22 protein-coding genes are annotated in these 25,818 nt (G+C 62.2%); 12 read left to right on the forward strand and 10 right to left on the reverse strand.

The annotated features are described in order from the left end of the window. Positions 1–26: 26 nt before the first annotated feature. Positions 27–1,232 carry an AI-2E family transporter gene (locus tag NT26_RS08420; RefSeq protein WP_244467681.1) on the reverse strand — a complete coding sequence of 402 codons (1,206 nt, stop codon included), beginning with the start codon at positions 1,230–1,232 and terminating at the stop codon, positions 27–29. Positions 1,233–1,387: 155 nt separating this feature from the next. Here NT26_RS08420 and NT26_RS08425 point away from each other — a divergent pair, with 155 nt between their 5' ends. After that, complete coding sequence (locus tag NT26_RS08425; protein ID WP_152338596.1) at positions 1,388–1,945, forward strand: biliverdin-producing heme oxygenase; 558 nt, start codon at positions 1,388–1,390, stop codon at positions 1,943–1,945. After that, positions 1,938–4,493: an HWE histidine kinase domain-containing protein gene (locus NT26_RS08430; RefSeq protein ID WP_052638361.1), complete on the forward strand. Its 2,556-nt coding sequence runs from the start codon at positions 1,938–1,940 to the stop codon at positions 4,491–4,493. The genes NT26_RS08425 and NT26_RS08430 overlap by 8 nt, the downstream gene beginning before the upstream one ends. 30 nt (positions 4,494–4,523) lie before the next feature. On the opposite strand, the gene parE is transcribed toward NT26_RS08430, so the two are convergent. Continuing rightward, positions 4,524–6,572 carry a DNA topoisomerase IV subunit B gene (gene parE / locus NT26_RS08435; protein ID WP_052638362.1) on the reverse strand — a complete coding sequence of 683 codons (2,049 nt, stop codon included), beginning with the start codon at positions 6,570–6,572 and terminating at the stop codon, positions 4,524–4,526. A 195-nt stretch (positions 6,573–6,767) separates the two neighbouring features. On the opposite strand from parE, the gene NT26_RS08440 reads away from it, so the two are divergent. The 4 genes from NT26_RS08440 (at position 6,768) to NT26_RS08455 (ending at position 10,833) form a co-directional block, all read left to right on the forward strand. Continuing rightward, positions 6,768–7,655: an alpha/beta hydrolase gene (locus NT26_RS08440; protein ID WP_052638363.1), complete on the forward strand. Its 888-nt coding sequence runs from the start codon at positions 6,768–6,770 to the stop codon at positions 7,653–7,655. A gap of 94 nt (positions 7,656–7,749) precedes the next feature. After that, positions 7,750–8,520, forward strand: a complete 771-nt coding sequence (tpiA, locus tag NT26_RS08445; RefSeq protein ID WP_052638364.1) for a triose-phosphate isomerase — start codon at positions 7,750–7,752, stop codon at positions 8,518–8,520. A 93-nt stretch (positions 8,521–8,613) separates the two neighbouring features. After that, positions 8,614–9,069 (forward strand): preprotein translocase subunit SecG, encoded by a 456-nt coding sequence (gene secG, locus NT26_RS08450; protein ID WP_052641976.1) that lies wholly within the window; start codon positions 8,614–8,616, stop codon positions 9,067–9,069. Between the two features lie 126 nt (positions 9,070–9,195). Next, positions 9,196–10,833 carry a CTP synthase gene (locus NT26_RS08455; protein WP_280136234.1) on the forward strand — a complete coding sequence of 546 codons (1,638 nt, stop codon included), beginning with the start codon at positions 9,196–9,198 and terminating at the stop codon, positions 10,831–10,833. A gap of 34 nt (positions 10,834–10,867) precedes the next feature. On the opposite strand, the gene NT26_RS08460 is transcribed toward NT26_RS08455, so the two are convergent. From NT26_RS08460 to NT26_RS08495, 8 genes are all read right to left on the reverse strand, one after another. After that, complete coding sequence (locus NT26_RS08460) at positions 10,868–12,298, reverse strand: cryptochrome/photolyase family protein (RefSeq protein ID WP_052638365.1); 1,431 nt, start codon at positions 12,296–12,298, stop codon at positions 10,868–10,870. A gap of 54 nt (positions 12,299–12,352) precedes the next feature. Beyond that, positions 12,353–13,567: a molybdopterin molybdotransferase MoeA gene (locus NT26_RS08465; protein WP_052638366.1), complete on the reverse strand. Its 1,215-nt coding sequence runs from the start codon at positions 13,565–13,567 to the stop codon at positions 12,353–12,355. 2 nt (positions 13,568–13,569) lie between these two features. Further along, positions 13,570–14,061 carry a cyclic pyranopterin monophosphate synthase MoaC gene (gene moaC / locus NT26_RS08470; RefSeq protein ID WP_052638367.1) on the reverse strand — a complete coding sequence of 164 codons (492 nt, stop codon included), beginning with the start codon at positions 14,059–14,061 and terminating at the stop codon, positions 13,570–13,572. After that, positions 14,061–14,879 (reverse strand): indole-3-glycerol phosphate synthase TrpC, encoded by an 819-nt coding sequence (gene trpC, locus NT26_RS08475; protein ID WP_052638368.1) that lies wholly within the window; start codon positions 14,877–14,879, stop codon positions 14,061–14,063. The genes moaC and trpC overlap by 1 nt, the downstream gene beginning before the upstream one ends. A gap of 10 nt (positions 14,880–14,889) precedes the next feature. Then, on the reverse strand, positions 14,890–15,906 hold the full coding sequence (gene trpD / locus NT26_RS08480) for an anthranilate phosphoribosyltransferase (RefSeq protein WP_052638369.1): 1,017 nt from the start codon (positions 15,904–15,906) through the stop codon (positions 14,890–14,892). Between the two features lie 15 nt (positions 15,907–15,921). Then, the gene (locus NT26_RS08485) at positions 15,922–17,811 is read right to left on the reverse strand and encodes a peptidylprolyl isomerase (RefSeq protein ID WP_052638370.1); all 1,890 of its coding nucleotides are present in this window, start codon (positions 17,809–17,811) and stop codon (positions 15,922–15,924) included. 136 nt (positions 17,812–17,947) lie between these two features. Then, the gene (locus NT26_RS08490; protein WP_052638371.1) at positions 17,948–18,829 is read right to left on the reverse strand and encodes a DUF72 domain-containing protein; all 882 of its coding nucleotides are present in this window, start codon (positions 18,827–18,829) and stop codon (positions 17,948–17,950) included. A gap of 79 nt (positions 18,830–18,908) precedes the next feature. Next, positions 18,909–19,256, reverse strand: a complete 348-nt coding sequence (locus NT26_RS08495; RefSeq protein ID WP_052638372.1) for a DMT family protein — start codon at positions 19,254–19,256, stop codon at positions 18,909–18,911. A gap of 214 nt (positions 19,257–19,470) precedes the next feature. On the opposite strand from NT26_RS08495, the gene NT26_RS08500 reads away from it, so the two are divergent. The 6 genes from NT26_RS08500 to NT26_RS08525 all read left to right on the forward strand — a co-directional run bounded on the left by NT26_RS08500 (position 19,471) and on the right by NT26_RS08525 (position 25,780). Continuing rightward, positions 19,471–20,712: a CynX/NimT family MFS transporter gene (locus NT26_RS08500; protein WP_425287730.1), complete on the forward strand. Its 1,242-nt coding sequence runs from the start codon at positions 19,471–19,473 to the stop codon at positions 20,710–20,712. Positions 20,713–20,879: 167 nt separating this feature from the next. Beyond that, entirely contained in the window at positions 20,880–21,791 is a 912-nt protein-coding gene (gene osmF / locus NT26_RS08505; RefSeq protein WP_052638373.1) for a glycine betaine ABC transporter substrate-binding protein OsmF, read from the forward strand. 19 nt (positions 21,792–21,810) lie between these two features. Then, a complete protein-coding gene (locus NT26_RS08510) occupies positions 21,811–23,016 on the forward strand; it encodes an ABC transporter permease (protein ID WP_052638374.1) in 1,206 nt (401 codons plus the stop codon). Further along, positions 23,016–23,954 carry an ABC transporter ATP-binding protein gene (locus NT26_RS08515; protein ID WP_052638375.1) on the forward strand — a complete coding sequence of 313 codons (939 nt, stop codon included), beginning with the start codon at positions 23,016–23,018 and terminating at the stop codon, positions 23,952–23,954. Before NT26_RS08510 ends, NT26_RS08515 begins: the two co-directional genes overlap by 1 nt. Next, positions 23,951–24,685 (forward strand): ABC transporter permease, encoded by a 735-nt coding sequence (locus NT26_RS08520; RefSeq protein ID WP_052638376.1) that lies wholly within the window; start codon positions 23,951–23,953, stop codon positions 24,683–24,685. The genes NT26_RS08515 and NT26_RS08520 overlap by 4 nt, the downstream gene beginning before the upstream one ends. A 45-nt stretch (positions 24,686–24,730) precedes the next feature. Then, positions 24,731–25,780: an AI-2E family transporter gene (locus NT26_RS08525; RefSeq protein WP_052638377.1), complete on the forward strand. Its 1,050-nt coding sequence runs from the start codon at positions 24,731–24,733 to the stop codon at positions 25,778–25,780. The last annotated feature ends 38 nt before the right edge of the window (positions 25,781–25,818 follow it).

A 25,818-nucleotide genomic window follows, 5' to 3' on the forward strand; every position in this document is an offset into this window, starting at 1 on the left:
TTTCCTGTCAACGACGCTGTAGCGGCTCATGGTGACGAGACGGTTCTGATCGGAGCCACGTCCGGGTCGAAGGGAACGCTGCTGTCAGTCACCAAGTCCTCGTCGCCTTCCGCGGGATCCACAAGCTTCACTTCGCGGATCCATTCCCGCCAGATTGATACGATCAGGGCCATGAGCACCGGTCCGATGAACAGCCCGAGGAAGCCCATCGTCTTCACTCCGCCGACGAGGCCGAAAAACGTCGGGAGGAAGGGAAGCTTGATCGGCCCCCCGACCAGCCGGGGACGGATCGTCTTGTCGACGATGAAGAGTTCAACCGAGCCCCAGACGAAAAGCCCGATCCCTGCGAAATACGAACCGCTTGCTACGAGATAGACGGAGACCAGCGTGAAGGACAGAGGCGCGCCGCCGGGGATGAGGGCCATGATCCCTGTCAGAACGCCGAGGGTGACCGGCGAGGGGACGCCAGCGATCCAGTAGGCAATGCCGAGGACGATGCCCTCGCCGATGGCGATGAGTGTCATGCCCGTCACGGTCGAACTGATTGTAGCGGGCACGACACGGGAGATCCGCTCCCAGCGGGTCGGCAGGATGCGCTCCCCGAGAAGATCGATCTGCCTGCTGAAGGATGCGCCGTCACGGTAGACGAAGAAGAGAGCGATCAACATGAACAGCAGTGTCAGGAGCAGGTGGAAGGCACCGTCACCAGCCGCGATGACGGCCCGGTAGATGTTGCCGATATTTGCACCACTGACGATCTGGATCAGTTCTCCTATCGCTCCCGGCGAACCGACATGCCGGTCCCACTGCTGCGTCAGCCAGTCACCCACACCCGGAAGAGCTGCTATCCAGGCGGGCACCTCTGCGCCCTGATTGTTGACCTGGAGAACCCAGCCCACCCAGTCCCGCACTTCCCCAATCGTATAGGAGATCGCGATGCCGATCGGTACGACGAGGAAGGCAATGATGAAGATGATGGCGAGGGTGGCGCCGATGGTCGTGTTGCCGCCAATGTTTTGCAGCAACTTACGATAAAGCGGCCAGCTGGCAAAGCCGATGACCAGCGCCGCGAGGACCGGTACAAGAAAGCCGTGGAAGAAATAGATCCCCGCGATCACGATGAGGACCAGAAGCCAGCGAGCGGCCGAAATCGGCGGGATCAGGGCCGAGCGGCTGTGGGCCACGGGTCCCAGCCAACGAGGTCCATCCTGTAATTGCGGGGGTCTGCTCACCAGTGCTCCTAGTCCTGTCCGATCGCGCCATTGCGGTATCTGATAACTATTGCACAGGTTACACGCAGGACGATCACAAAATCACTAACTCGTCACTTGTCGCAGATGAGGTAGGAGCTAAATATGACGGACATTCAACTCATAGAACTGTTCTGATGAATTTATCTTCACGTCGGTTCCTCGTCCGGGATCGCACTTCGCTGTCCCATGCACGGGTCGAAGCAATTGTCGGATCTTTCTCCACGATAGCAGACTATCATCGCTACCTGAGGGGGACCTACGCGTTTCGTTCCGCATACGAGGAGGCGATGGCAGGCTTTGACTGGCCAGCCGACCTGCCGCCGCTCGACCACGCTCCTCAGCTTTTGCCCCTTCTGCGCCAGGATCTTGGCGATCTGGGATTGCAGCCGCCTGCGATGCATGAATCATTGCTGCAGGTATCGGATCGGGAGACTCTTCTCGGAACTCTTTATGTCGCCGAGGGATCCTCGCTCGGCGCCCGTATTCTCTATCGGCGGGCGCAGGAACTGGGATTGACCGGCGAGTTTGGAGCGCGCCACCTTTTCGCGCAGTCGGAAAGCCTCACTCGTTGGCGGCAACTCGTCAAACTGCTCGACGAAGCTCCGGAGCTCGACCTGGATAGGCTGGTGGCAGCGTCCGAAACAGTCTTTGCCGCCGTCGGTGGAGCCTTCGAAAGGCTGCAGGATGCGTGAGGCTCAAACCGTCGACCTCACGAATTGCGACCGCGAACCAATCCAGATTCCCGGTAGCATCCAGGCCCATGGCTGCCTGATCGCCTGCGACCACGCGGGTGCCGAGGTGAGGCGGTTTTCAGCCAATGCCCCCGAGATGCTATCGATTCCTGGCCTCACTGCTGGAGCACGGCTGGAGGAAATATTCGGGCGTGAGCTTGCGCACACACTGCGAAACGCAATTGCGACTGCAGGCGACCCCGCGCGTCCGGCGCTTCGCCATGGGATGGATCTGCCCTGCGGCAACAGGTTTGATGTGGCTGTGCATGTCCACGATGCGGGCGCCATCATGGAGTTCGAGCCGGTCACTGCAACCAATGACCAGCCGCTCGAAGTTGCACGAATGCTCATCAGCCGGATACGGAACATCAGAAATGTGGAGCAATTGCTTGAGCGGTCCAGTCGCCTGATCCACGCCCTGCTGGGCTATGACCGGGTGATGATTTATCGCTTCGAGGAAGATGGCTCGGGCCAGGTCATCAGCGAGCACAAGCGGCGTGACCTCGAGAGTTTCAAGGGTCAGTATTTTCCAGCCAGCGACATCCCGAAGCAAGCGCGTATCCTTTATCTGAAGAACACGATCCGCGTCATTTCCGATGCGAGAGACGTGAGGGTCGCGATCCTTCCCGAGCAGGAAGAAAGGGATCATCCGCTCGACCTGTCCTTCGCCCATCTGCGAAGCGTGTCCTCCGTTCACTGCGAATATCTGCGCAACATGGGCGTGGCGGCATCGATGTCGATCTCGATCGTTGTTGACGGTGATCTGTGGGGATTGATCGCATGCCACCACTATTCGCCGAAGACGCTTTCGATGCCTCAGCGTATCGCCGCAGAGACTTTCGGCGAGTTCTTTTCCCTTCACCTTGCCGCTTTGTTGCAGAAGCAGGTGGTCGAGAAGAACCGTGAGGTGAGGGTGGCTCTGGATCGTTTTCTGCAGGTCGCCTCTCACCACGCCGACATTCGAGACCTTCTCCGGACCTCGCTGGGCGAATTCGGCGAGATGCTTGCGTGCGACGGCATGGGCCTATGGCTGGGTGGCGTCTGGACAAGCACGGGGGCCGCGCCCTCGGCGGAACAAGCGGTGGAGCTTGTTGAACTTCGCGGCGAAGCCTCCGCCGGCCGGACATGGTGGACGGATCAGATTTCGGCGGATCTGCCGGGATCGACCATCTCCCCCGCCGATATTTGCGGTGTCCTTGCCATCCCGCTTTCACAACGCTCGCGGGATTATCTCTATTTCTTCCGACGGGAATTGGTTCAGACCCTGAACTGGGCAGGAAACCCGCAGAAATCCTACGAGAGCGGTCCGCTCGGTGACCGGCTGACGCCAAGGAAGAGCTTCGCGATATGGAAAGAGGCAGTCCACAATCGGGCACAGCCCTGGTCGGAGGCGGATCGAGAGGTTGCAGAGGTCATCCGCGGCGTGCTGGTCGAGATCGTCCTTCACCATAACGAGCTCATGGCGGATGAGCGTGGCAAGGCCGACGTCCGGCAGAGGATGCTGAACGAAGAGCTCAACCATCGCGTCAAGAACATCCTGTCCGTCATCAAGTCCCTGATAGGCAGGCCCGTCGACACGCAGCAGGGGCTGGACACGTACATCGCCTCGTTGAAGGGCAGGGTACAGGCGCTCTCTCTGGCCCATGACCAGATCGTCCGTAGCGGCGACGGAGGCTTTCTTCGCGACCTTCTGCAAGCGGAACTGCAGCCTTACCAGGCTGGCGATCGCCAGATCCTGCTGCAGGGACCGTCTGTCTGGCTCGATACCCGGTCCTTCTCGGTTATGGCGCTGGTGCTTCACGAGATGGCAACGAACGCCGCAAAATATGGTGGTCTCTCCCTGTCTGGCGGCAATCTTTCTGTCCGCTGGCAGAAGGGCGAAGCGGGCGAGTGCGAGATCTGGTGGAGCGAGAACGGCGGACCCACCGTGACGGCGCCCGTGCAGACTGGCTTCGGCAGCGTTTTGATCGGCCGCAGCATCGCTTACGAACTTGGTGGGAACAGCCGGATCGACTATGCGCCGACTGGGCTTCAAGGTTACTTCTGCATCCCGTCGAAACATGTACAGGCCGAGAGCGATAACGAGGAGGCGCAGTCGGTCGAGGCTGCCGCAGATGGCCACGATCAGGGACAGCCCGATTTCTCGGAGGTCGAGTTGCTGCTGGTGGAGGACCAGATGCTGATCGCGGCGGATGTCGAGATGATTCTCGCAGAGCATGGTCTGCAGAAGGTGACGACGGCGCCCTCGGCGGCGGAAGCACTCCGGCGGCTTGAAAAGCTGACGCCGCACCTTGCAATCCTTGATGTCAATCTCGGTAGTGGCACGTCGTTACCGGTCGCGCAGGAACTGCTACGTCGCAACATCCCGTTCATATTTGCCACTGGCTACAGTGACCGCTCCACGATTCCCGAACATCTTGACGTTCCGGTCCTGCGCAAGCCGTATGAAAGTTCCGTCCTCATACGAGCGATCGGCCGAGTTCTAGCGGGCCGGCAGGGCAACGCCTAGGGTGCCGCACCGGCCCGCCGTCACGATTGTTCAGATATCGAGATTGTCGGCAAAGGCGGCGCGTTCCTGGATGAAGCGGAAACGGGCGTCCGCTCTTGTCCCCATCAGGTTGTCGACCGCCTCACGAGTACCCTCGAAATCCACCTCGTCGATCCCGACACGCAAGAGCGTGCGCTTGGACGGGTCCATGGTGGTTTCCTTGAGTTGCGCCGGCATCATCTCCCCGAGGCCCTTGAACCGACCGATCTCCACCTTCTTGCCCTTGAAGACAGTCTCCATCAGTTCGGCGCGATGAGCGTCATCGCGGGCATAGACGGTCTTTGCACCCTGCCGCAGGACATAAAGGGGCGGGACAGCGAGATAGAGGTGATTCCCGCGAATGAGTTCCGGCATCTCCTGGTAGAAGAAAGTGATCAGCAGGGAAGCAATGTGTGCGCCATCGACATCGGCGTCGGTCATGATGATGACGCGCTCGTAGCGAAGGTCTTCCTCGCGATATTTCGTCCGCGTTCCGCAGCCGAGGGCCTGGATCAGATCGGCAATCTGCTGGTTGGCGGAGAGCTTGTCCCGGCTCGCGCTGCCGACGTTGAGGATCTTGCCGCGCAACGGCAGGATCGCCTGGTTTGACCGGTTTCTGCCCTGCTTCGCCGAGCCTCCGGCCGAGTCACCCTCGACGATGAACAATTCCGCGCCTTCGGCCGTATTTTGCGAGCAGTCCGCGAGCTTGCCGGGCAGGCGCAATTTGCGCACCGCCGTCTTGCGGTTGACTTCCTTTTCCTTGCGCCGGCGAAGGCGTTCCTCGGCGCGTTCGATCACCCAGTCCAGCAGCTTTGCCGCCTCGCCCGGATTGCCGGCGAGGTAGTGGTCGAACGGGTCGCGGAGTGCATTCTCGACGATACGCTGTGCTTCGACAGTCGCCAGCTTGTCCTTCGTCTGGCCGACGAACTCCGGCTCGCGGATGAAGACCGACAGCATGCCGACGGCAGAGATCATCACGTCGTCGGTAGTGATCTGCGCCGCGCGCTTGTTCTGCGTCAGGTCCGCGTAGTTTTTCAGCCCCTTGGTCAGGGCGATTCGCAAGCCTGCCTCGTGCGTTCCACCTTCAGGAGTGGGGATGGTGTTGCAGTAGGAGTGGACCTGCGGATCGCCGCCATACCAGGTAATGGCCCATTCGAGGGCGCCGTGCCCCCCGGTCTTTTCGGTCCGTCCCGCGAAGATCTCGCGGGTAACGGTGAAATCCTTGCCGAGCGTGGCTGACAGATAGTCCTTGAGGCCTCCCGGGAAGTGGAAGACGGCCTTTTCGGGAATGTCACCGCCTGGCGGCACCATGCCGTCATCGCACGACCAGCGAATCTCTACGCCACCGTACAAATAGGCTTTCGAGCGCGCCATCCGGAAGATGCGACCCGGGTCGAACTTGGCATGCTCGCCGAAGATCTGCGGATCCGGATGAAAACGAACGCGCGTTCCGCGTCGGTTATGCACCGAACCGAGTTCCTCCAGCCCGCCCTGGGGCACGCCGCGTGAGAAGCGTTGGCGATAGAGCTTGCGTTCCCGGGCGACTTCGACCTCGAGCAGATCCGAAAGCGCGTTGACCACCGAGACGCCGACGCCGTGCAAGCCGCCGGAGGTCTCGTACGCCTTGCCGTCGAACTTGCCCCCGGCATGGAGCTTGGTCATGATGACTTCGAGAGTGGACTTGCCCGGTACCTGCGGGTGGTTCTCGACAGGGATGCCGCGGCCGTTGTCCGTGACGGTCAGGAAGCCTTCGCGGTCCAGATGAACCTCGATGAAGTTGGCATGGCCGGCCACGGCTTCATCCATCGAGTTGTCGATGACCTCGGCGAACAGGTGGTGGAGGGCCTTCTCGTCGGTACCGCCGATGTACATGCCCGGACGCATACGCACGGGCTCCAGTCCTTCCAGGACCCGGATCGAGGAGGCGCCATAGTCATCCGTAGACGGTATCGACCGTTGTACTCGCACTGGTGCCGGCACTGCGTCCTTTGGCGCGTCCTGCTCTGGAGCCGTCGGCCTGGGGAGGGGCAGTTCGGCGAAAAGGTCGTGGTTGTCATCCATCGGGTCAGTCGGTACTACCTGTCGAGGGGCTGGAGGTGAGGCCATCGCCATCTCATGCTGTTTCGAATCACCGGCAATTCTGCCAGAAAGCTGGCTTTTTCGCGATGCGGCAGGGAAACGGTGCTCAGGCAGCAATGCGGCGCCCGCCCGCAAATGGCAAGGCGCCGAGGCGTGATCAGGCAGCCGGAGAGGTGCATGTCCACAGTTCATTTCGCATTAGCCACAGCTTTTGCCCTCGTTATGACCGCCTTCTCCGCAGCACCGGCCTTGGCACAGGAAGGATCGATCAAGCCGTATAAGGATGCCCTGTTCTCCCGCTTCCCCGTCTTGGAAACCGCTGACGGCGGTGCTTACGAAGTGATCGATTACCAGGAACTGCGCGACATCAACGAGCGCGACCAGGTGCCGGAGCGGCGGGTCAAGTCGAGTTACGTGTCGATGGGCGTCAAGCGTTACCAGGAAAACCAGACGCTACAACTCGGCGGTCGTCTCATCGACGTCACCCGCGTCGGGAAGCAGAAAAACGCCGCCTTTACGGTGATCTTCGTCCACGGCCGCGGCGGCGATAGGCGCCTTGGCGCAAACGACTACAGCTTCGGCGGCAACTTCAATCGCCTGAAGAACCTCGCCGTGATGAATGGCGGCACCTATTATGCCCCGAGCGTCACCTCCTTTGACGGGAGCGGTGCAGAGGAGATCGCGCTCCTGATCCGTCACGCCTTCGAACAGTCACGCGGGCGGCCGGTGCTCCTTGCCTGTGCCTCCATGGGCGGGACGGTCTGCTCGCATGTTGCCCGGGATCGGGAGGCTGCACATTACCTGAGCGGACTTGCGGTTCTGGGCGGTCCGCCCGACCCGGGCTACGCCACCACGCCTGCTGCGAAGCGTCGGCTGCCGCTCTACCTGTCCCACGGAAGCGCCGACAGCGTCTACTCCCTGGAGGGGCAGGCGGCCGTGTATCGCAAGCTGCAGCAGTCCGGCTACCCGGTCCGACTTACGGTTTTCAACACCGGTGGACACGGGACGCCGATCCGCATGACGGACTGGCGCAAGCTCCTCACTTTCCTGTTGAACGGCAACTGACGGGAGATCCCCTTTTTCGTGGATTTTCCCGTCTGAGGAACTAAAACGCTTTGGGGAAACAGCGGGCTGCGGCCCGCGGGCAAGGAGCAGACATATGACGCCTGAGGTACGGCCGCTGGTGGCGGGAAACTGGAAGATGAACGGGACGCGGGGTTCCCTGGACCAGATCAAGGCGATCAGCGAAGGCGTGAGGGGAGGGCTGTCCAGCAAGGTCGATGCGCTGATCTGCCCGCCTGCGACGCTGCTCTACGTGGCCACGGCCCTCTGCACCGACAGCCCATTGTCGATCGGTGCCCAGGATTGCCATCAAAATGCAAGCGGCGCCCATACCGGTGACATCTCGGCAGAGATGATCGCCGACTGTTTCGGAACCCACGTCATCGTTGGGCACTCCGAGCGCCGCACCGACCACGACGAGGATGACGCCCTGGTTCGCGCCAAGGCCCAGGCCGCCCATGCGGCCGATCTGACCGCCATCATCTGCATTGGCGAAACCGAGGAGCAGCGCAGGAACGGCGAGACGCTCGACGTGCTGAAGCGCCAGCTCGCCGGCTCGATCCCCGATGGAGCCAATGCGGCGCGTACCGTGATCGCGTATGAACCGGTCTGGGCCATCGGCACCGGCCTGACCCCCACGGTTGCCGACGTGGAGGAGGCGCATGCCTTCATGCGAAGGGAATTGTCGGAACGTTTCGGCGAACAGGGCAGCACCATGCGCATCCTCTACGGTGGGTCGGTCAAGCCTTCGAACGCGAAGGAGCTGATGGCCATCCCGAACGTCGATGGCGCGCTGATCGGGGGCGCCAGCTTGAAAGCGGAGGATTTCCTCGCCATCTACCGGGTCTATGAAGAACTGATGGCGTAAACCTGCCCGCAAGGGCTTGGAATGCTCAACAGCCTCATGTAAAGAGCCGCCAACCTTATGTTATTGCCCTTTGCGAAGGGCAGGGATTTTGCCATGCAAACCGTTTTGATCGTCATCCACCTCATGATCGTGCTCGCGCTCGTCGGCGTCGTGCTGATTCAGCGTTCGGAAGGCGGCGGGCTGGGCGTTGGCGGCGGCTCCGGCTTCATGTCGGCGCGCGGGACGGCCAATGCGCTGACCCGCACCACGGCCATTCTCGCGACGCTTTTCTTCGTGACGTCCATGACCCTCGGCATCCTGGCGCGCTACGAGTCGCGGCCGACCGACATCCTCGATCGCATTCCGGCAACGCAGGGTACCGGTAGCGGCATTCTCGACGCACTTGGTCCGGCACCGACGTCCGAAGGTCCGGCTGATGCTCCCGCACAGGATGGCGTCCCGACCGGTGGTGACGCACCTGCACAGGGTGGGGCTGCAGCGCCGTCTGCAGGCCAGGCCCCGGCGCCGGCTGCTCCCGCCAATTCGACTGGCGTGCCTACGGGCCAATAAACGCCCTCGCTGCAACAATCTCCGGCAGGCCAAAAGCCTGCCGGTTTTCTTTTGTCCAGATTCCGTGGACCAGCGTCACCAAGGTGAATTATAGGGCTGGCGGAATCGCTCATGAACAGGTATCCGGTGACTCCCATGGCGCGATATGTATTCATCACAGGCGGCGTGGTTTCTTCCCTCGGAAAAGGAATTGCTGCCGCGGCACTCGGAGCGTTGTTGCAGGCCCGTGGTTATCGGGTACGCCTTCGCAAGCTTGATCCCTATCTGAACGTCGATCCGGGCACCATGAGCCCCACCCAGCACGGTGAGGTCTTCGTCACCGACGACGGCGCGGAAACCGACCTTGATCTCGGCCACTACGAACGTTTCACCGGGCGCTCTGCCACGAAGACCGACAACATCACCACCGGCCGCATCTACAAGAACATCATCGACAAGGAGCGACGTGGCGACTACCTCGGCGCCACGGTCCAGGTGATCCCCCACGTCACCAACGAGATCAAGGATTTCGTGGTCGAGGGCAATGACGACTACGACTTCGTCATCTGCGAGATCGGCGGTACGGTCGGCGATATCGAAGCCATGCCTTTCGTCGAGGCGATCCGCCAGCTTGGCAACGAATTGCCGCGCGGCTCGGCCGTCTACCTTCACCTGACCCTGATGCCTTACATCCCGGCTGCCGGCGAGTTGAAGACCAAGCCGACGCAGCACTCGGTCAAGGAACTGCAGGCGCTCGGCATCGCGCCGGACATCCTGCTGGTCCGGGCAGACCGCGAGATCCCGGAGGCGGAGCGTCGCAAGCTGTCGCTGTTCTGCAACGTGCGCCCGTCCGCGGTCATCCAGGCGCTCGATGTCGCGAATATCTACGACGTTCCCATGGCCTATCACAAGGAAGGCCTGGATTCGGAAGTGCTCGCCGCATTTGGCATAGAGCCGGCTCCGAAGCCGCGGCTTCAGGCCTGGGAAGAGGTGTGCAATCGTATCCATACGCCGGAAGGCGAGGTCACGATCGCCATAGTCGGCAAGTACACGGGCCTCAAGGATGCCTACAAGTCGCTGATCGAGGCGCTCCATCACGGCGGTATTGCCAACCACGTCAAGGTCAAGCTGGAATGGATCGAGTCGGAGGTCTTCGAGAAGGAGGATCCGGCGCCCTATCTGGAAAAGGTGCACGGCATCCTCGTGCCTGGCGGCTTCGGCGAGCGCGGCGCGCAGGGCAAGATCAATGCAGCCCGCTTCGCCCGCGAGCGGAAGGTCCCGTACTTCGGGATCTGCTTCGGCATGCAGATGGCGGTTCTGGAAGCGGCACGCAATCTGGCAGGCATCGAAAATGCCTCCTCGACCGAGTTCGGTCCGGCCAAAGAGGCGGTCGTCGGCCTGATGACGGAATGGGTCAAGGGCAATGCGCTGGAGAAGCGCGCAGCCTCCGGCGATCTAGGCGGCACCATGCGCCTTGGCGCCTATGATGCGTCGCTGAAGAAGGAAACGAAGATCGCGGAGATCTATGGCTCGACCGCAATCTCGGAACGGCACCGCCATCGCTATGAGGTGAACGTCGAGTACAAGGACAAGCTGGAAAGCTGCGGGCTTGTCTTCTCCGGCATGTCCCCCGACGGACTGCTGCCAGAGACAATCGAGTACCCGGATCATCCCTGGTTCATCGGTGTGCAGTATCATCCCGAGTTGAAGAGTCGCCCCCTCGACCCGCACCCGCTATTCGCGAGCTTCATCGAAGCTGCGCTGGAGCAGAGCCGCCTGGTCTAATGGCGATGCCAGCCGCTGCCCTTTCTTTCCTTTACTATCTCGTCGCCTTATAGGCGGCGAGGGCGCGTTCGCGGGCACTCCCGTGATCGACGATGGGACGCGGATAGCTCTCCCCGAGCCTGATTCCGGCCTTTTGCAGGATGTGATCCGGCGCCTCGAAGGGCCGGTGGATGTATTTCTTGTCCAGGTGACTCAGTTCCGGCACGTAGCGCCGGACATAGTCCCCGTCCGGGTCGAACTTCTCGCCTTGTAGCGTCGGATTGAAGATACGGAAGAAGGGAGAGGCATCGGCCCCGGAGCCGGCGACCCATTGCCAGCTGGCGGCGTTGTTGGCCGGATCGGCGTCGAGCAGCGTCTCACGGAACCATTCCTCGCCCTTCCGCCAGTCGATTGTCAGGTCCTTGATGAGGAAGGACGCGGTGATCATACGCACGCGGTTGTGCATGTAGCCCTCCCGCCAGAGTTGGCGCATCCCGGCATCCACGATCGGATAGCCGGTAAGGCCTTTCCTCCAGGCACGGTAGAGCGCGCCGTCGAAGGACCAGGCAAAGCCATCGAAAGCGGTGTTCCAGTTGTCGGTGGCGAGGCGAGGAAATTCGATCAGAAGCGAATAGTTGAAATCCCGCCAGGCGAGCTCCCGGCGAAAATGCGTGATCTGGGCCGGATCACCGTTATCGAGCCCGCTTGCGGCATGCCATGCCTGGGCCGGTGTGACCTCTCCGTGGGCGAGGTGCGGGGAAAGGTGCGAGGTGAGATCGCGAGCGGGAAAATCGCGCACTGACTTGTACTCGCGCAGGCCGTGTTCGACGAAATCCTCCAGGCGGAACCGGGCACCGGCCTCGCCCGGTGTCCAGGTCTCACCGAATCCAGCGGCCCAGTCCGGCTTCGTCGGAAGCAGTCCCCAATCTTCCAGTTGTTCCGATGGCGGCGTCGACGAGGCTCCTCTCATCGCATCGGGTGCGGCGAGCGGTTCGCGCGGTTCCCCCAGTGCCTGCAGCGCCTTCCAGAACGGCGTGAAGACCCGGAACGGTTTTCCGCCTCCAGTACGGATGTGGGAGGGATCGTGAAGAAGCTGGCCATGGAAGGCATGTACTGCAATGCCCTCCGCCTTCAGTCGGCGGGCGATGTCCCGGTCCTGATCATCGCGCTCATAGCTGCGGTTGAGATAGATCTGGTTGGCGCCCGTCTGCTGGGCAACCTGGACTAGGACGGTCGCTGCCTCCCCGGTGAAAAAGAGCAGATCACCGCCACGATCATGCAGCGCCTGTCGCAGAGCCAGGAGAGAATGATGCAGCCACCATGCCTGGGCTGCTCCGAATGGCATACCCCCGCCGGCACTGCCTTCGCGGATGAACAGCGCGATGACCGGCGCGCCAGTCTCGACGGCGGCTGACAGTGCGGCGTTGTCTGCAAGGCGCAAGTCTCGGCGGAACCAGACGATGACAGGCGGGATCTCGGCAGGCAAGGCGAACTCCGGAGATTGATCTACAGTGCTCTACGCTTGATCAGCGGGCCCGGATCATGGTCTCAGGAGGAGGATGGGGCAGGAGGTGCCGGCAGTCAGTGCAGGTGCGTTCGGGGGCCGGACGATCAGCGCATCTGAATGGGCGAGGATTTTCATCATCGACGAATCCTGCTTTTCGAAGGCGTCGGCGACCAGATTTCCTTCGCGATCCCTGCTCAGTCGTGATCGCAGGTAGTCCTGCCGACGGTCGTTGGCGGCAAGATCACGCGCCGCGACGGCATGTCCCTCCCGGTTCCTCTCGGGGAGGCGGCCGAGCTTTCTGAGCAAAGGTTCAAGAAACAGCAGGCCGCAGACCAGGCTGGCGACGGGGTTCCCCGGCAGGCCCAAGACATGCATGTTCCCGAGCGATCCGACCATCAGTGGCTTGCCCGGCCGCATGGCGATGCGCCAGAAATCCAGCTCCATCCCGACCTCCTTCAGCGTGGATTGTACGAGGTCATGGTCCCCGACCGAGGCGCCGCCCGAAGTGACCAGCACGTCCACGTCCGTATCCTTCGCCGCATCGACTGCACTCCGTATCGCGTCACGGTTGTCAGCCGCGATCCCGAGATCGACGACTTCGCCGCCATTGTCCTCGATGAGCGCCGAAATCCCGAACATGTTGGACGCGATGATCTGGCCAGCTTGAGGTGTGTGCCCCGGCGGCAGGAGTTCATCACCGGTGGCCAGGATTGCGACCCGTGGACGGCGGTAGACTTCCACTATGGGGTGGTTCATGGCCGCGGCGACGGTCAGGCGTGAATAGTCGAGGAGCGTGTCCTTCGGCAGCACCGCTTCGCCTTCGACAAAATCCTGGCCGCGCGGACGGATATGTCGCCCCGTGATGACCTCGAACTTCGTGCGAACCTGGTCGCCCTCAAGCAGTTCGGCGTCTTCCTGGAGGAGGACCGTATCAGCTCCAGTGGGTAAGGGGGCGCCGGTGAAGATGCGCACGGCCTCGCCCTTGGCAACCACACCCTCGAACGGATGACCGGCGGCCGCCATGCCTGTCACCAGAAGCGTTGCGCCGACGGCTTGCGCATCTTCGGCGCGAAGCGCGTAGCCGTCCATGGCAGAGGCATCGAAGGGCGGTTGGGTTAGTCGCGCCGCCAGCGGCTTGGCAAGAACCCGCCCATTGGCCTCGGCAAGGGGAACCGTCTCCGTCCTCTCGATCGGGCGCGCCCGCGAAAGCAGCCTCGTCTTTGCCTCGGGCACTGGCAGAAGACCCATGCTCAGCCTCCGCTAAGCCGATAGGTGCCCGACTTGCCACCCGTCTTCTCGATGAGGCGGATGCCGCCAATCTCCATACCCTTGTCGGCGGCCTTGGCCATGTCATAGATCGTGAGACAGGCGACGGAAACCGCGGTCAATGCCTCCATCTCGACGCCGGTCTTGCCCGTAAGCTTGGCGGTTGCGGCGACACGAAGTCCCGGCAGTGATGCGTCCTCGGTGATATCAACCCCCACCTTGGTGAGCATCAGCGGGTGGCAGAGCGGAATGAGGTCCGCCGTCTTTTTCGCGGCCATGATCCCTGCGAGTCGCGCCGTTCCGATCACGTCACCCTTCTTGGCATTGCCTTCACGGATCAGCGCCAGGGTTTCAGGCAACATGCGTACAAAGCCCTCCGCCATGGCTGATCGCTCGGTATCGGACTTGTCGCCGACATCCACCATTTTGGCTTCACCGGATGCGCCGATGTGTGTGAGGGAGCCGCCGCCCGACATCATTCAGCCGCCGCGGTCGACGCGCTGTCGCCACTGAGCAGCGCGTGCGTCGCCCTCGCGACGTCATCCTGCCGCATCAGGCTTTCTCCGACCAGGAATGTGGTGATCCCCGACTTTTCCAAACGCAGGCAGTCCCCGTGACTGAAGATGCCGCTTTCTCCAACCAGCAGCCGGTCCTCCGGGACCAAAGGAGCAAGGCGCTCGGAGGTCTCCAGACTTACTTCGAAGGTCCGCAGGCTCCGGTTGTTGATCCCGATAAGGGGTGAAGAGAGGTTGAGCGCGCGCTCAGTCTCCTCGGCATCGTGGACCTCGACCAGAACGTCCATACCGAGCGTCATCGCTTCGTCCTCGAGGCGACGCGCCTCGTCGTCCGTCAGCGAAGCCATGATCAGGAGGATGCAGTCAGCGCCCCAGGCGCGTGCCTCGTGCACCTGATAGGTGTCGAACATGAAGTCCTTGCGGAGCGCAGGCAAGGAACAGGCGTTACGCGCCGCGACGAGATATTCCGGAGCGCCCTGGAAGCTGGGCGTGTCCGTCAGGACCGAAAGGCAGGTGGCGCCGCCCTGCTGGTAGGCCTTTGCCAGTGCCGGGGGATCGAAGTCCGGGCGGATGAGCCCCTTTGACGGGCTGGCCTTCTTGATCTCGGCGATCAGGCCGAACGCACCATTCTCCTGCCTTGCCTTCAGTGCGCGGTAGAAACCCCGCGGGGCCTTCTGTTCCGCGGCCTGAGCCTTCAGCTCCGCCACAGGCGTGCGGGTCTTGGCGGCTTCGATCTCCTGGCGCTTGTAGGCCTCGATCTTCCTCAGGATATCGGTCATCGGCTAGGTCTCAATCTTCATCATTTGACACGGCCACGAGCCGGTCCAGCGCGGCAGCGGCTTCTCCGCTGTCGAGGGCGCGGGTAGCCAGTTGCATGCCTTCCGGGATGTCTGCGGCCTTGCCTGCAACGACAAGCGCGGCGGCGGCATTGCAGAGCGAAATGTCCCGATAGGCGTTCTTCGTTCCGCCGAGCACGGCGCGAAGTGCAGCCGCGTTGGCGTGGCCATCGCCGCCCTTCAACTCATCGAGGCTGGCGCGCCGGACACCGAAATCCTCCGGCGTCAGATCGAACGTTCGGATTTCCCCAGCCTCCAGGGCGACGACATTGGTGGTTCCGGTGGTCGTGACCTCGTCCATGCCATCGCCGTAGACGACCCAGATTCGCTCCGAGCCCAGATCGCGCAGAACCTCGGCAATGGGCATCAGCCAGCGGGGAGAGAAGACGCCGAGCAGCTGCCGACGGGCTCCGGCCGGATTCGACAACGGTCCGAGGATGTTGAAGATCGTCCGGGTGCCGAGCTCGACCCGGCTTGGACCAACATGGCGCATGGCCGAGTGATGCATGGAGGCGAACATGAAGCCGATGCCCGCTTCCGCAATGCACCTGCCGATCCGGTCCGGCCCGATCTCGAGGTTGACCCCAAGCGCGGACAGGGCGTCGGCTGCTCCCGATTTCGAGCTCAAGGCGCGGTTGCCATGCTTGGCCACCGGCACGTCGCAGCCGGCGACGATGAGCGAAGCAAGCGTAGAGATGTTGTAGGTGCCTGTACCGTCACCGCCGGTCCCGACGATGTCCACCGCGTCGGCCGGTGCGTTCACCGGTAGCATCTTCGAGCGCATCGTTGCCACGGCGCCCGCGATCTCGTCGACGGTCTCACCACGGACCCGCAACGCCATGAGGAAGCCGCCGATCTGGGAAGGCGTGGCTTCGCCGGACATGAGGACCTCGAAGGCCTCGCGTGCTTCCTCCCGGGTCAGGCTTTCGCCGTTTGCGACCTTCGCCAGCAGGGGCTTCAGTTCAGGCATACGTTACCCCCTCCGTCAGCGGATCATGCCGGTTACCTGATCGGCAACAGCCTGATTGATCGAGACGCCGTATTCATTCTGCAGGCGGTTGACCATCTGGTCCAGCATGTCGTCGCCGGCAGCGTCGGCGATCTGCCGAAGCGGCTCATCCTGCGCAAGGGCATCCGCCGGAACCTGATCCCTCGAGGTGACCCGGATCAGAAGGCGGCTTTCTCCGTCTGCAGCCGTTGCCGTTGTCACCAGATCGACAGGGCCGGCGAAGACGGCGCTGGTCGCTTCAGGCCCGAAAATGGCATCGTCGCCATTCCGGCGCAGGCCCTGCTTGGTCTCCACCGCAACCCCAAGGTCCTCGGCGATGGCAGCATGGGTCTCACCCTTTTCGATTCGCTCCTTCAGTTCGGTCGCCCGCGCGCCGAGGGCTTCCCGCTGCTGTTCGGCGGTCCAGTCGGCGACGACCTTCTCACGAACCTCGTCGAGCGTACGATCCCGTTCGGGCAGAACTTCCTCGACCTCGAACCAGACATAGCCGTCATTGCCCAGCGACACCGGTAGAGGCTGGTTACCCGGCTCGGTCCGGAAGACGTCTGCCAGAAGCGTTTCGGCTGCCGGCAGGGTGGCGATCTTCTCGTCCTGCTGGTTGTTGCCGGACGCGTCTGCGGTTACGGTCACGGCCTCGAGCTTCAGTTCCTTCGCCGCCTCAGGCAGGGTAGCGCCCGACGCCCGGACATCCTCGAAACGATCGTGGGTGTTGAGGATTTCCTGAGAGGCGGCGGAAAGCGCCAGCTGTTTCCGGACCTCTTCCTTCACCTCGTCGAACGACTTCGTCGCTTCCGGCGTGATGTCGGTCACGCGGAGGATGACCGGACCGAAGGCGCCTTCGACGACGGGCGTGGTGCCGCCTTCCTGGGACACGGCAAAGGCGGCTTCCGCGAGCCTCTGGTCGGGCATGGTCTCGCGGCTGAACTGCCCGAGCAGCACGTCGGAGGCCGTCTTACCCTGATCAGCCACGAGTTGGTCGAAGGTGGCGCTTCCATCAGCGAGCTGTGCCGCGGCCGCATCCGCCATTTCCTTGTCCGCATAGGTCAGCTGTTCGATGGTGCGGGTGCCGCGGGTGGTGAAGCTTTCCTTCTTCCGCTCGTACTCGGCGCGAGCCTCCTCGTCGGTGACGGATGCGGGATCGGCGATATCTTCCGGCCGAAGCGTCACATAGGTGAAGCGACGGTATTCGGGAGCCCGATAACGAGCCTTCACTCCTTCGAACCACGCAGCGAGCACATCATCCGCCGGCGCTTTGATGGGGTCGATATTCGCGTTCGACAGGAGTAGGTAGTCCACAGTCCGCACCTCGTCGCGATACTGCCGCAGCGCATCCAGCATGACCTGAGGAGGCGTGAAGCCATCGGAGACCGCCTCGACGATCTGGCTGCGGACCGCCACCTTGCTGCGCTCCGTAATGTAGTCGTCCTCGCGAAGACCGGCATTGCGCAGCCTAGAGGTGAACAGGTTGCGGTCGAACTGGCCGTTCGCACCTTGGAACGCCGGGTCCTCGGCAATCAACATCGCCAGCCGGTCCTGCGACAGGCCAAGGTTCATGTCGTCCGCGAGCTGGTCCAGGGCTGCGCCTGCCGCCAGTTGCGAATAGACCTGCTGGTCGATGCCGAAAGCACGCGCCTGATCTGCCGTTAACTGCATGCCGAACTGACGCCCGAGTGCGGATACCTGTCGCTGGTAGGCGAGAGCGAATTCCTGCGCCGACACTTCCTGCTCGCCCACGGTGAGCACCGTGTTTGCGTCCGTGGTGACGAGTGACGTTGAAACGCCCCAGACAGCGAAGGATGCGACCAGGAGCAGGAGGAGCGCCTTGGCAACCCAGGATCGGGAAGCGTTTCTGAGGGAATTGAGCATTGCCTACGGTACCTTGCGAATTTGTCGAGGCCGCGCGAATGGCGGCATGTCGATTGTCTCTAGAACAATCCGCGAAGGAAATGAAGGCATTTGCGGCAAGGGTGGCGCAGGAGGAACCGGCCACCTTTTGGACGGGCTAACGCTGCCGCTCAAGCCGCCTGATCAGATCGGTTGCATCTGCAGGCGCGCGCACTTTTGCGTCATTGTCGAAATAGACATAGACATCACGCCCGCGGGGAAGGTCCGCCGCGGCAGGGAGGACGCGCTCCGCCTCCTTGGGATCTCGCCCCGATGCCCAGGCACGGATCAGCGCGGCCCATCGGTCAAGCGCCGGCGCATCATAGCCGCTGACATAGAGCTCCTCGGATCCGTGGAGACGGCAGTAGACAAAGTCGGCAGTCAAATCCATGAGAAGGGGCCATTCGACAGTGTCGGCGACCACAAGACCTGCTCCATGACGTCGCAAGAGTGCGATGAACTCCTCGCAGCGAAAACTCTCGTGGCGGATCTCGAAGGCGTGCCGCAGGGGCCGGTTCAGGTCAGTCTCCGCGAAAGCCCTTCCTTCCAGCCGTCCGTCGTGGCGTCGCGCAAGCCGGGCGGCGTCTTCGGTGTTCTTTGGGAGCATCGCCAGGAAGTCCTCGAAACGCGACTTGTCGAAGGACATGCGCGGCGGAAATTGCCACAGGATCGGACCCAGCTTGTGACGAAGCTTCAGCAGGCCGGACGCCAGGAAGTTCGCCAGCGGAAGCTCGATGTCGCGCAGCCGCTTCATGTGCGTGATGTAGCGAGAGCCCTTGACGGCGAAGACGAAATCTTCCGGCGTCGCATCGTACCACTTGGCGAAGGACTGAGGCCGTTGCAATCCATAGAAGGTCCCGTTGATCTCGATCGTTGGGAATTTCCCGGCCGCATAACTCAGCTCACGCTTCTGCGGCAGGTCCTCCGGATAAAAGACGCCGCGCCACGGCTTGTAGGTCCAGCCTGATATACCGATCCTTATCGCGCCACGCGCTGCCATGGACTGTGGTGCCTCCTGCCATCCTGGCCGCCACACGCGACCCGGCAGGTGAAACTGCTGCCCGGTATTCCGGTTCCGCTCACTTGGCGAAGATGAAGAAGGCGCCGAGCGCAATGAACGCAAAGCCGAGGCCCTGCTTCCAGTGGAAGGATTCCCCGAGGTAGAAGATCGAGAAGAGTACGAAGACAGACAGGGTGATGATTTCCTGGATCGTCTTGAGCTGCGCCGCGTTGAAATAGCCATGCCCGATCCGGTTCGCGGGAACCTGGAAGCAGTACTCGAGCAGCGCAATTCCCCAACTCGCAAGGATGACGACGTAAAGCGGTGACGACTTGAATTTGAGGTGGCCATACCAGGCGAAGGTCATGAACAGGTTGGACAGGAGAAGGAGGCCGATGGTGGCGGCGGGAATCGCGTAGTTTGGCATGTTGGGTGTCCGGTGAGATGCGCGCTACCGCAAGCATGCCGGCGAGGCAAAAACAAGAGGCTTGCGTGGCCGATCTGCTGCGTACCACCCGGCAGACAAGCGGCATTGCCGGGCAAGGCAGCAACTGGTACCAGCCGGATGATGTATTCGGCCGCTTGCGACCTCACCGCTGACCGATGGAAGTACAATCCAGACTGAACTGAAGGACCAGGAATTGCCTATTCGTTCAACGCAAGGGGCCGAGCGGGTCGTTGCCAGCCGCAAGCCATCACTGGCCACGCGCTTTCTTCTCGGAGCAAGCCTCGTCCTGATCGCCTTCAACCTGAGGCCGGTATTTTCGAGCGTTTCGGCACTCCTTCCGGAGATCCGATCGGGACTAGGGCTGGGAGATATGGGAGCCGGTTTCCTCACGACCTTGCCGGTCGTCTGCCTGGGCGCCTTCTCCCCATTGGCACCGCGCCTGGCGCAGAGGATCGGGTCCGAGCGAACCCTGCTCCTCGTCGTGATCCTGCTGACCGTCGGCACGGCGATCCGTGGCATTCCCTCCCTCCCGCTACTGTTCATCGGAACTGCCGTTGCGGGCGCGTCCATCGCTGTCGCCAACGTTCTGCTGCCGGGGCTGGTCAAACGCGACTTTCCGGACCGCATGGCGCTTCTGACCGGTCTCTACACAATGGCACTTTGCGGTGGTGCGGCCGCGGCCGCGGGGCTGACGCTCCCGGTCGAACATGCGCTCGGCAACTGGCTGGGCGGTGCCTTGGCCATCTGGGCGCTGCCGGCGGCGATTGCCGCGCTCGTCTGGTTGCCGCAGGTGGTGCGGGCAGGACGTCACGACAGGCGTGTCAGCAAGCGGGTCGTCGGTCTCTGGCGAGACAGGCTCGCCTGGCAGGTAACACTCTATATGGGGCTCCAGTCCGCATTGGCCTATTGCGTCTTCGGGTGGCTGGTCCCGATCTTGCGCGAAAGGGGACTGGACGGGATCGCGGCCGGTGGCATTGTTTCGGTCTCGGTCATGGTGCAGGCCGCAGCATGCTTGGTCGTGCCGCACATCGCAGTGCGGGGAAAGGACCAGCGGGTCGTCAACGCGGCGCTCTGCGTCATTTCGGTTGGCGCGCTTCTTGGTCTCCTGTTTGCGCCGCTGTCGATGGTCTGGCTATGGGCGGTACTGCAAGGTATCGGGCAGGGTGGACTGATTGCCGCCGCCATGACCAATATCGTGCTGCGCTCTCCTGATCCGCTGATTGCGTCCCATCTGTCGGGCATGGCCCAATGTGTCGGATATCTCCTAGCATCAATCGGTCCACTTATCGTCGGCTTCATTCGCGGTTGGACAGGTAGCTTCGCGGCCACGTCCGTGCTCTTTGCCGCGCTCGGCCTGGGCGCCGCAGTGAACGGCTGGCTCGCCGGCCGCGCGAAATATGTCAACGTAAGGGTGGAGGAGACGGCTGTCTCGTAAGAAGCGGGAAACCAATGCAGCCTCCGAGAGGACTTTCCGCCTTCGCTGCAAAATTGATGACGAGATACTCGCCACGGCGCGCGAGGGCCCCATATCTATTTTTCGGCGAGGCTGGACGGGGTACTTGAGAACCCCATCACGATGATTTCAGGACGGAGGGTTTATTGATGCATTCGATTATCAGGACGGCCGGACTCGCACTTGCGCTGGCCTTGGCAACAGAAACGGCGTTTGCGCAGGTCGTCGTGTCATCCAAGATCGACACTGAAGGAGGCGTTCTTGGAAACATCATCCTGAAGGTGCTGGACGCCAATGGTATCCCAACCACCGATCGGATTCAGTTGGGGGCGACACCGGTCGTGCGCTCCGCGATCACTGCTGGAGAGATAGACATCTACCCGGAATATACCGGCAACGCCGCATTCTTTTTCGAAAAGGCGGAGGATCCAGCCTGGAAGAATGCGGACCAGGCTTATACCCTCGCAAAGCAGCTTGACTACGATGCCAACAAGATTGTCTGGTTGACGCCGTCGCCCGCGAACAACACCTGGGCAATCGCCGTACGCAAGGATCTCGCGGAAGAAAACAACCTCAAGACCTTGTCCGACTTCGGTGCCTATGTCGCCGGTGGGGGAGAGGTCAAGCTCGCCGCTTCGTCGGAATTCGTGAACTCCGCCGCAGCCTTGCCGGCTTTCCAGTCGACTTACGGGTTCACGCTGCAGCCGGAGCAACTGATCACGCTCTCCGGCGGTGACACCGCAGCGACGATCGCGGCAGCCGCCAACCAGACCAATGGCGCCAATGCGGCGATGGTCTACGGGACCGACGGGGGCATCGCGCCATCAGGTCTCGTGGTGCTGGATGACGACAAGGGTGTGCAGCCCGTCTATCAGCCGGCCCCAATCGTGCGAGAATCGGTGCTGCAGGAGCATCCGGAGATCGAAACTCTTCTTCAGCCGGTTTTCGAGAAGCTCGACCTCGTGACGCTTCAGGATCTGAACGGACGCGTGCAGGTGGGCGGCGAACCGGCCAAGGCTGTCGCCGAGGACTTCCTGACGAGCAACGGCTTCCTGAAATAGTTGTCTGCTTCTCGCAGCGATGCCAACATGCGGCCATGACCGGGCGAGCCGACAGGACTGGCGAGTGACCACACGGATCGACAAGCTCGGCATTGCGATCGCGTTACTCGTCGCCCTGGGCATCGCTTCCCCATTTGCGACAGTCAGGGCGAACAGAATCGTGCAGGGCGAGGCAGTCGGCCTTTTGTCTGCTTTGCCCGCATGGGCGGCCGGGGCGATTCTTGCCCTGGCGACTCTCGCTGCTCTATCCGGCCTCCTGGTCACCCGGACGTCGATGCGCCTCCCTATGGCTGTCATGGCCATCGTAGCGATCTTCCTCGGCATCGGCCTTGCGGGGCAGTTCCTGGAGCCGGACGGTAACAGCTATGCCCGCATTTCCCCTGCCTCGGGGTTCTGGATCCTGTTCCTCGCGCTCGCTCTCCTTGCGATCGATGCCATAGCGCGCTCGAGTCCGCGCCCCGTGGTGCGGCTCCTCTACCTCGTCGCGACAGCGGCAACGCTGATGGTCGTCCTGTTGTCCGGTGTCTGGAATGATCTCTCGATCATGAAGGAATACGCCGCTCGTGCCGACGTCTTCTGGACCGAAATGACGCGGCATCTTCTGCTGGCGCTGGGCTCCCTTGCTGCCGCGACCGTCGTGGGGCTTCCGGTGGGTGTTTTCTGCGAGAGAACGCCTGCCGTCAGATCCGCCATGCTCAACACGCTGAACCTGATCCAGACCATCCCTTCCATTGCGCTTTTCGGCATTCTCATCGGTCCACTGGGCTGGATTGCAGCCAATGTTCCTGGAGCGTCGGCGGTCGGCATTCGCGGCATCGGTGCGGCTCCGGCCTTCGTCGCACTCTTCCTTTACTCGCTCCTTCCGGTGGTCGCCAACACAGTGGCGGGACTTGATGGAGTGCCGAGGGTCACGCGGGAGGCGGCGAGGGGCCTCGGCATGACGTCGGCCCAGCGGCTCTTCCGGATAGACCTCCCGCTGGCTCTGCCCGTGATCCTGACTGCCGTCAGGATCGTCCTCGTCCAGAACATCGGACTTGCGACGGTGGCTGCCCTGATCGGAGGAGGAGGTCTGGGAACCTTCGTCTTCCAGGGGCTTGGGCAGACGGCTACGGACCTCGTTCTGCTGGGAGCCTTGCCGACAGTGATGCTCGCCTTTGCCTCGGCGGTCGTCTTCGATGCTTTGAGCGAAATGACTGCGTCACGCACACAGGGAGGAAGGACCTGATGATCGAAATAGAGTCCGTCACAAAGCTCTATGACGGAAGGCCGGTGGTGGACGACGTCTCCATGGTGGTGGCGCCGCATACCATATCGGTGATCGTCGGCACCTCCGGATCGGGAAAGACCACACTGTTGCGGATGATCAACCGGCTGGTGGAGCGGGATGCAGGTTCGATCCGGATCGACGGCGAGGACAACCGGTCGATCCCCGGCCACGAACTCCGCCGCCGCATCGGCTATGCCATCCAGGGGCACGGGCTCTTCCCGCACCGGACGGTCTTCGAGAACATCGCCACGGTGCCTAGGTTGCTGGGGTGGGATGCTGCACGGATCGATGCAAAGGCGACGGAGCTCCTGTCGCTCTTTCAGCTTGACCCCGAGATCTTCGGGCCTCGCTACCCGCACCAGCTTTCAGGTGGCGAGCAGCAGCGCGTCGGCGTTGCGCGGGCACTTGCGGCCGAGCCAAACATATTGCTCATGGACGAACCCTTCGGTGCGCTCGACCCGATTATCCGGGCGAAGGCTCAGGACGATCTGCTGACCATCCAACAGCATTTCTCCACCACCATCATCCTGGTCACACACGACATGGAGGAAGCCTTTCGGCTCGCTGACAAGATTGCGGTGATGGATGGTGGCCGGCTTCTTCAGTACGGACGCCCGAACGAACTTGTGCGGCGGCCGGCCACGCCATTCGTCGAGGCGCTGATCGGTACGGCAGAGCGTCCCTATCGCCTGCTGGCGCTCGCCACGCTCGAGGATGCGGTCGAGGCGGGAGAGGCCGAGGGCCCCGCCATGCCGATGCGGACAAGCCAGAAGGATGCGCTCGCAGAACTTCTATGGTCGCGTCGGGAGGCCCTGCCGGTGGTGGCGGGTGACGGCAGCCCGGCGGGTCGAGTCACCCTGGAAGCGCTCCTGAGGCGCGCGGGCGGTACGGGATGAAGAAATGGCTGCCACGCACTCTCCGTCTTGTCCTGTTCGGATTGCTGGTTGCGTTTCTTCTGGCGCCGCAGAGCTTCGAACCTCTTCTCAAGCCGCTCGTGCAGCGAAACGCGCCGGCCATCTACAATCAGGGCAGCCTGTTACTGCTAACCACCCAACACCTTCTGACGGTTGCGATCGCGATCACTGCGGCTGCGATTGTCGCGATCGGTCTGGCGATCCTGGTGAGCCGGCCAGTGGGACGCGAATTCCTTCCATTGTCGCGAAGCCTGGTCAACATCGGCCAGACATTTCCCCCCGTCGCCGTCCTCGCTCTCGCCGTACCGATCTTCGGGTTCGGCGAGAAGCCGACCTTGATCGCACTCTTCCTCTATGGCCTGCTGCCGATCTTCGAGAATACTCTGACCGGGCTGACGACACTGCCTCAGCCGGTCATGGAAGCGGCCCGCGGTACGGGAATGACCGATTGGCAGCGTCTGCTGAGGGTCGAACTGCCGCTCGCCTTGCCGATCATTCTCGCCGGTATCCGCTTGTCCGTCGTGATCAGCCTTGCGACGGCCACGATAGGATCGACCGTGGCGGCCAAGACCCTGGGTGAAGTGATTATCGCCGGGCTTCAGTCCAACAACCTCGCCTTCGTGGTGCAGGGTGGGTTGATCGTGGGGGCATTGGCGGTGCTGATATATGACGCATTGGCCGCACTGGAGCGCCGAGTGGCGGTACGGCTTTAGCGAGCCGCCACCGTCCGTGGCTTCTCATCGACGAAAGGTACCGTGATGTCCGTCCAGCGCTTTAGTTTCTACGTCCTGCTGGTCCTGGTGACGATCGCATTCGTCGCGGTCATCTTGCCGTTCTATTCTGCCATCTTCTGGGCCGTCGTCCTGGCGATCATCTTCTTTCCCGTGCATGCCAGGCTGGAGGCCTGGGTGGGTGAGCGCCGGAACCTGGCGGCAGTGCTGTCCGTCACCATCTGCGTCTGCCTTGTCATTATACCGGGGATGGTGATCCTGAGTTCGCTGGTGAGGGAAGGAAACAACCTCTATCAGCAGATAGACACCGGCCAAATCGATATCAGACGCATCCTTCAGCAATTGCAGAACTCCCTCCCGGAATTCGTGAGAGAGCCGATCGAAAGCCTCGAATTGATGGGTTTCGATGAGATTAGAGACCGAGTTGCGTCGGTCTTCATGGAGGGTGGCCGGTTCTTCGCCGGCAGGGCCCTGAGCATCGGTCAGAATACTTTGCAGTTCTTCATTGTCTTCGGCGTGATGCTCTATCTGCTCTTCTTCCTGTTTCGTGATGGGCGGTGGCTGATCGCAGTGCTTCGGCGGTCGTCACCGCTCAGTGAGGGCCATACGCAGCGATTCGCCGCAAAGTTTGCCTCTGTGGTCCGCGCGACCGTTCGCGGCAACCTGATCATCGCGCTCATACAGGGTGCCATCGGAGGCCTGACTTTCTGGGCGCTCGGCATCTACGCGGCGCTTCTGTGGGGCGTGCTGATGGCCTTCCTGTCGCTCCTTCCGGCCGTTGGCGCGGCCGTCGTCTGGGTGCCGACAGCGATCTACCTTGCCCTGACGGGAGCCTGGCTGAAGGCTGCCATCCTCGTCTTTGTAGGCGTCCTGGTTATCGGGCTCGTCGACAATCTGCTGCGCCCGCCGCTGGTCGGAAAGGAAACGCGGCTTCCCGACTACGTTGTGCTGATCTCGACCATCGGCGGCCTGTCACTGTTCGGAGTCAACGGCTTCATCATCGGCCCGCTCGTTGCCGCTCTCTTTATCTCCGCCTGGAGCATATTCACGGAAGAGAAGGGACTAAGTGAGCATTGACAAGAATGGGCGGATCGAAGCCACTTGCGGTCACTCGG

Source organism: Pseudorhizobium banfieldiae, from assembly GCF_000967425.1.
Lineage (GTDB): Bacteria > Pseudomonadota > Alphaproteobacteria > Rhizobiales > Rhizobiaceae > Neorhizobium > Neorhizobium banfieldiae.

Excerpts from the sequence above, each read along its gene's own strand:
- NT26_RS08425 (WP_152338596.1), top strand. The coding sequence starts at position 1,388 with ATGAATTTATCTTCACGTCGGTTCCTCGTCCGGGATCGCACTTCGCTG.
- NT26_RS08430 (WP_052638361.1), top strand. The coding sequence starts at position 1,938 with ATGCGTGAGGCTCAAACCGTCGACCTCACGAATTGCGACCGCGAACCA.
- parE (WP_052638362.1), bottom strand. The coding sequence starts at position 6,572 with ATGGATGACAACCACGACCTTTTCGCCGAACTGCCCCTCCCCAGGCCG.
- NT26_RS08440 (WP_052638363.1), top strand. The coding sequence starts at position 6,768 with ATGTCCACAGTTCATTTCGCATTAGCCACAGCTTTTGCCCTCGTTATG.
- tpiA (WP_052638364.1), top strand. The coding sequence starts at position 7,750 with ATGACGCCTGAGGTACGGCCGCTGGTGGCGGGAAACTGGAAGATGAAC.
- secG (WP_052641976.1), top strand. The coding sequence starts at position 8,614 with ATGCAAACCGTTTTGATCGTCATCCACCTCATGATCGTGCTCGCGCTC.
- NT26_RS08465 (WP_052638366.1), bottom strand. The coding sequence starts at position 13,567 with ATGGGTCTTCTGCCAGTGCCCGAGGCAAAGACGAGGCTGCTTTCGCGG.
- moaC (WP_052638367.1), bottom strand. The coding sequence starts at position 14,061 with ATGTCGGGCGGCGGCTCCCTCACACACATCGGCGCATCCGGTGAAGCC.
- trpC (WP_052638368.1), bottom strand. The coding sequence starts at position 14,879 with ATGACCGATATCCTGAGGAAGATCGAGGCCTACAAGCGCCAGGAGATC.
- trpD (WP_052638369.1), bottom strand. The coding sequence starts at position 15,906 with ATGCCTGAACTGAAGCCCCTGCTGGCGAAGGTCGCAAACGGCGAAAGC.
- NT26_RS08485 (WP_052638370.1), bottom strand. The coding sequence starts at position 17,811 with ATGCTCAATTCCCTCAGAAACGCTTCCCGATCCTGGGTTGCCAAGGCG.
- NT26_RS08490 (WP_052638371.1), bottom strand. The coding sequence starts at position 18,829 with ATGGCAGCGCGTGGCGCGATAAGGATCGGTATATCAGGCTGGACCTAC.
- NT26_RS08495 (WP_052638372.1), bottom strand. The coding sequence starts at position 19,256 with ATGCCAAACTACGCGATTCCCGCCGCCACCATCGGCCTCCTTCTCCTG.
- osmF (WP_052638373.1), top strand. The coding sequence starts at position 20,880 with ATGCATTCGATTATCAGGACGGCCGGACTCGCACTTGCGCTGGCCTTG.
- NT26_RS08510 (WP_052638374.1), top strand. The coding sequence starts at position 21,811 with ATGCCAACATGCGGCCATGACCGGGCGAGCCGACAGGACTGGCGAGTG.
- NT26_RS08515 (WP_052638375.1), top strand. The coding sequence starts at position 23,016 with ATGATCGAAATAGAGTCCGTCACAAAGCTCTATGACGGAAGGCCGGTG.
- NT26_RS08520 (WP_052638376.1), top strand. The coding sequence starts at position 23,951 with ATGAAGAAATGGCTGCCACGCACTCTCCGTCTTGTCCTGTTCGGATTG.
- NT26_RS08525 (WP_052638377.1), top strand. The coding sequence starts at position 24,731 with ATGTCCGTCCAGCGCTTTAGTTTCTACGTCCTGCTGGTCCTGGTGACG.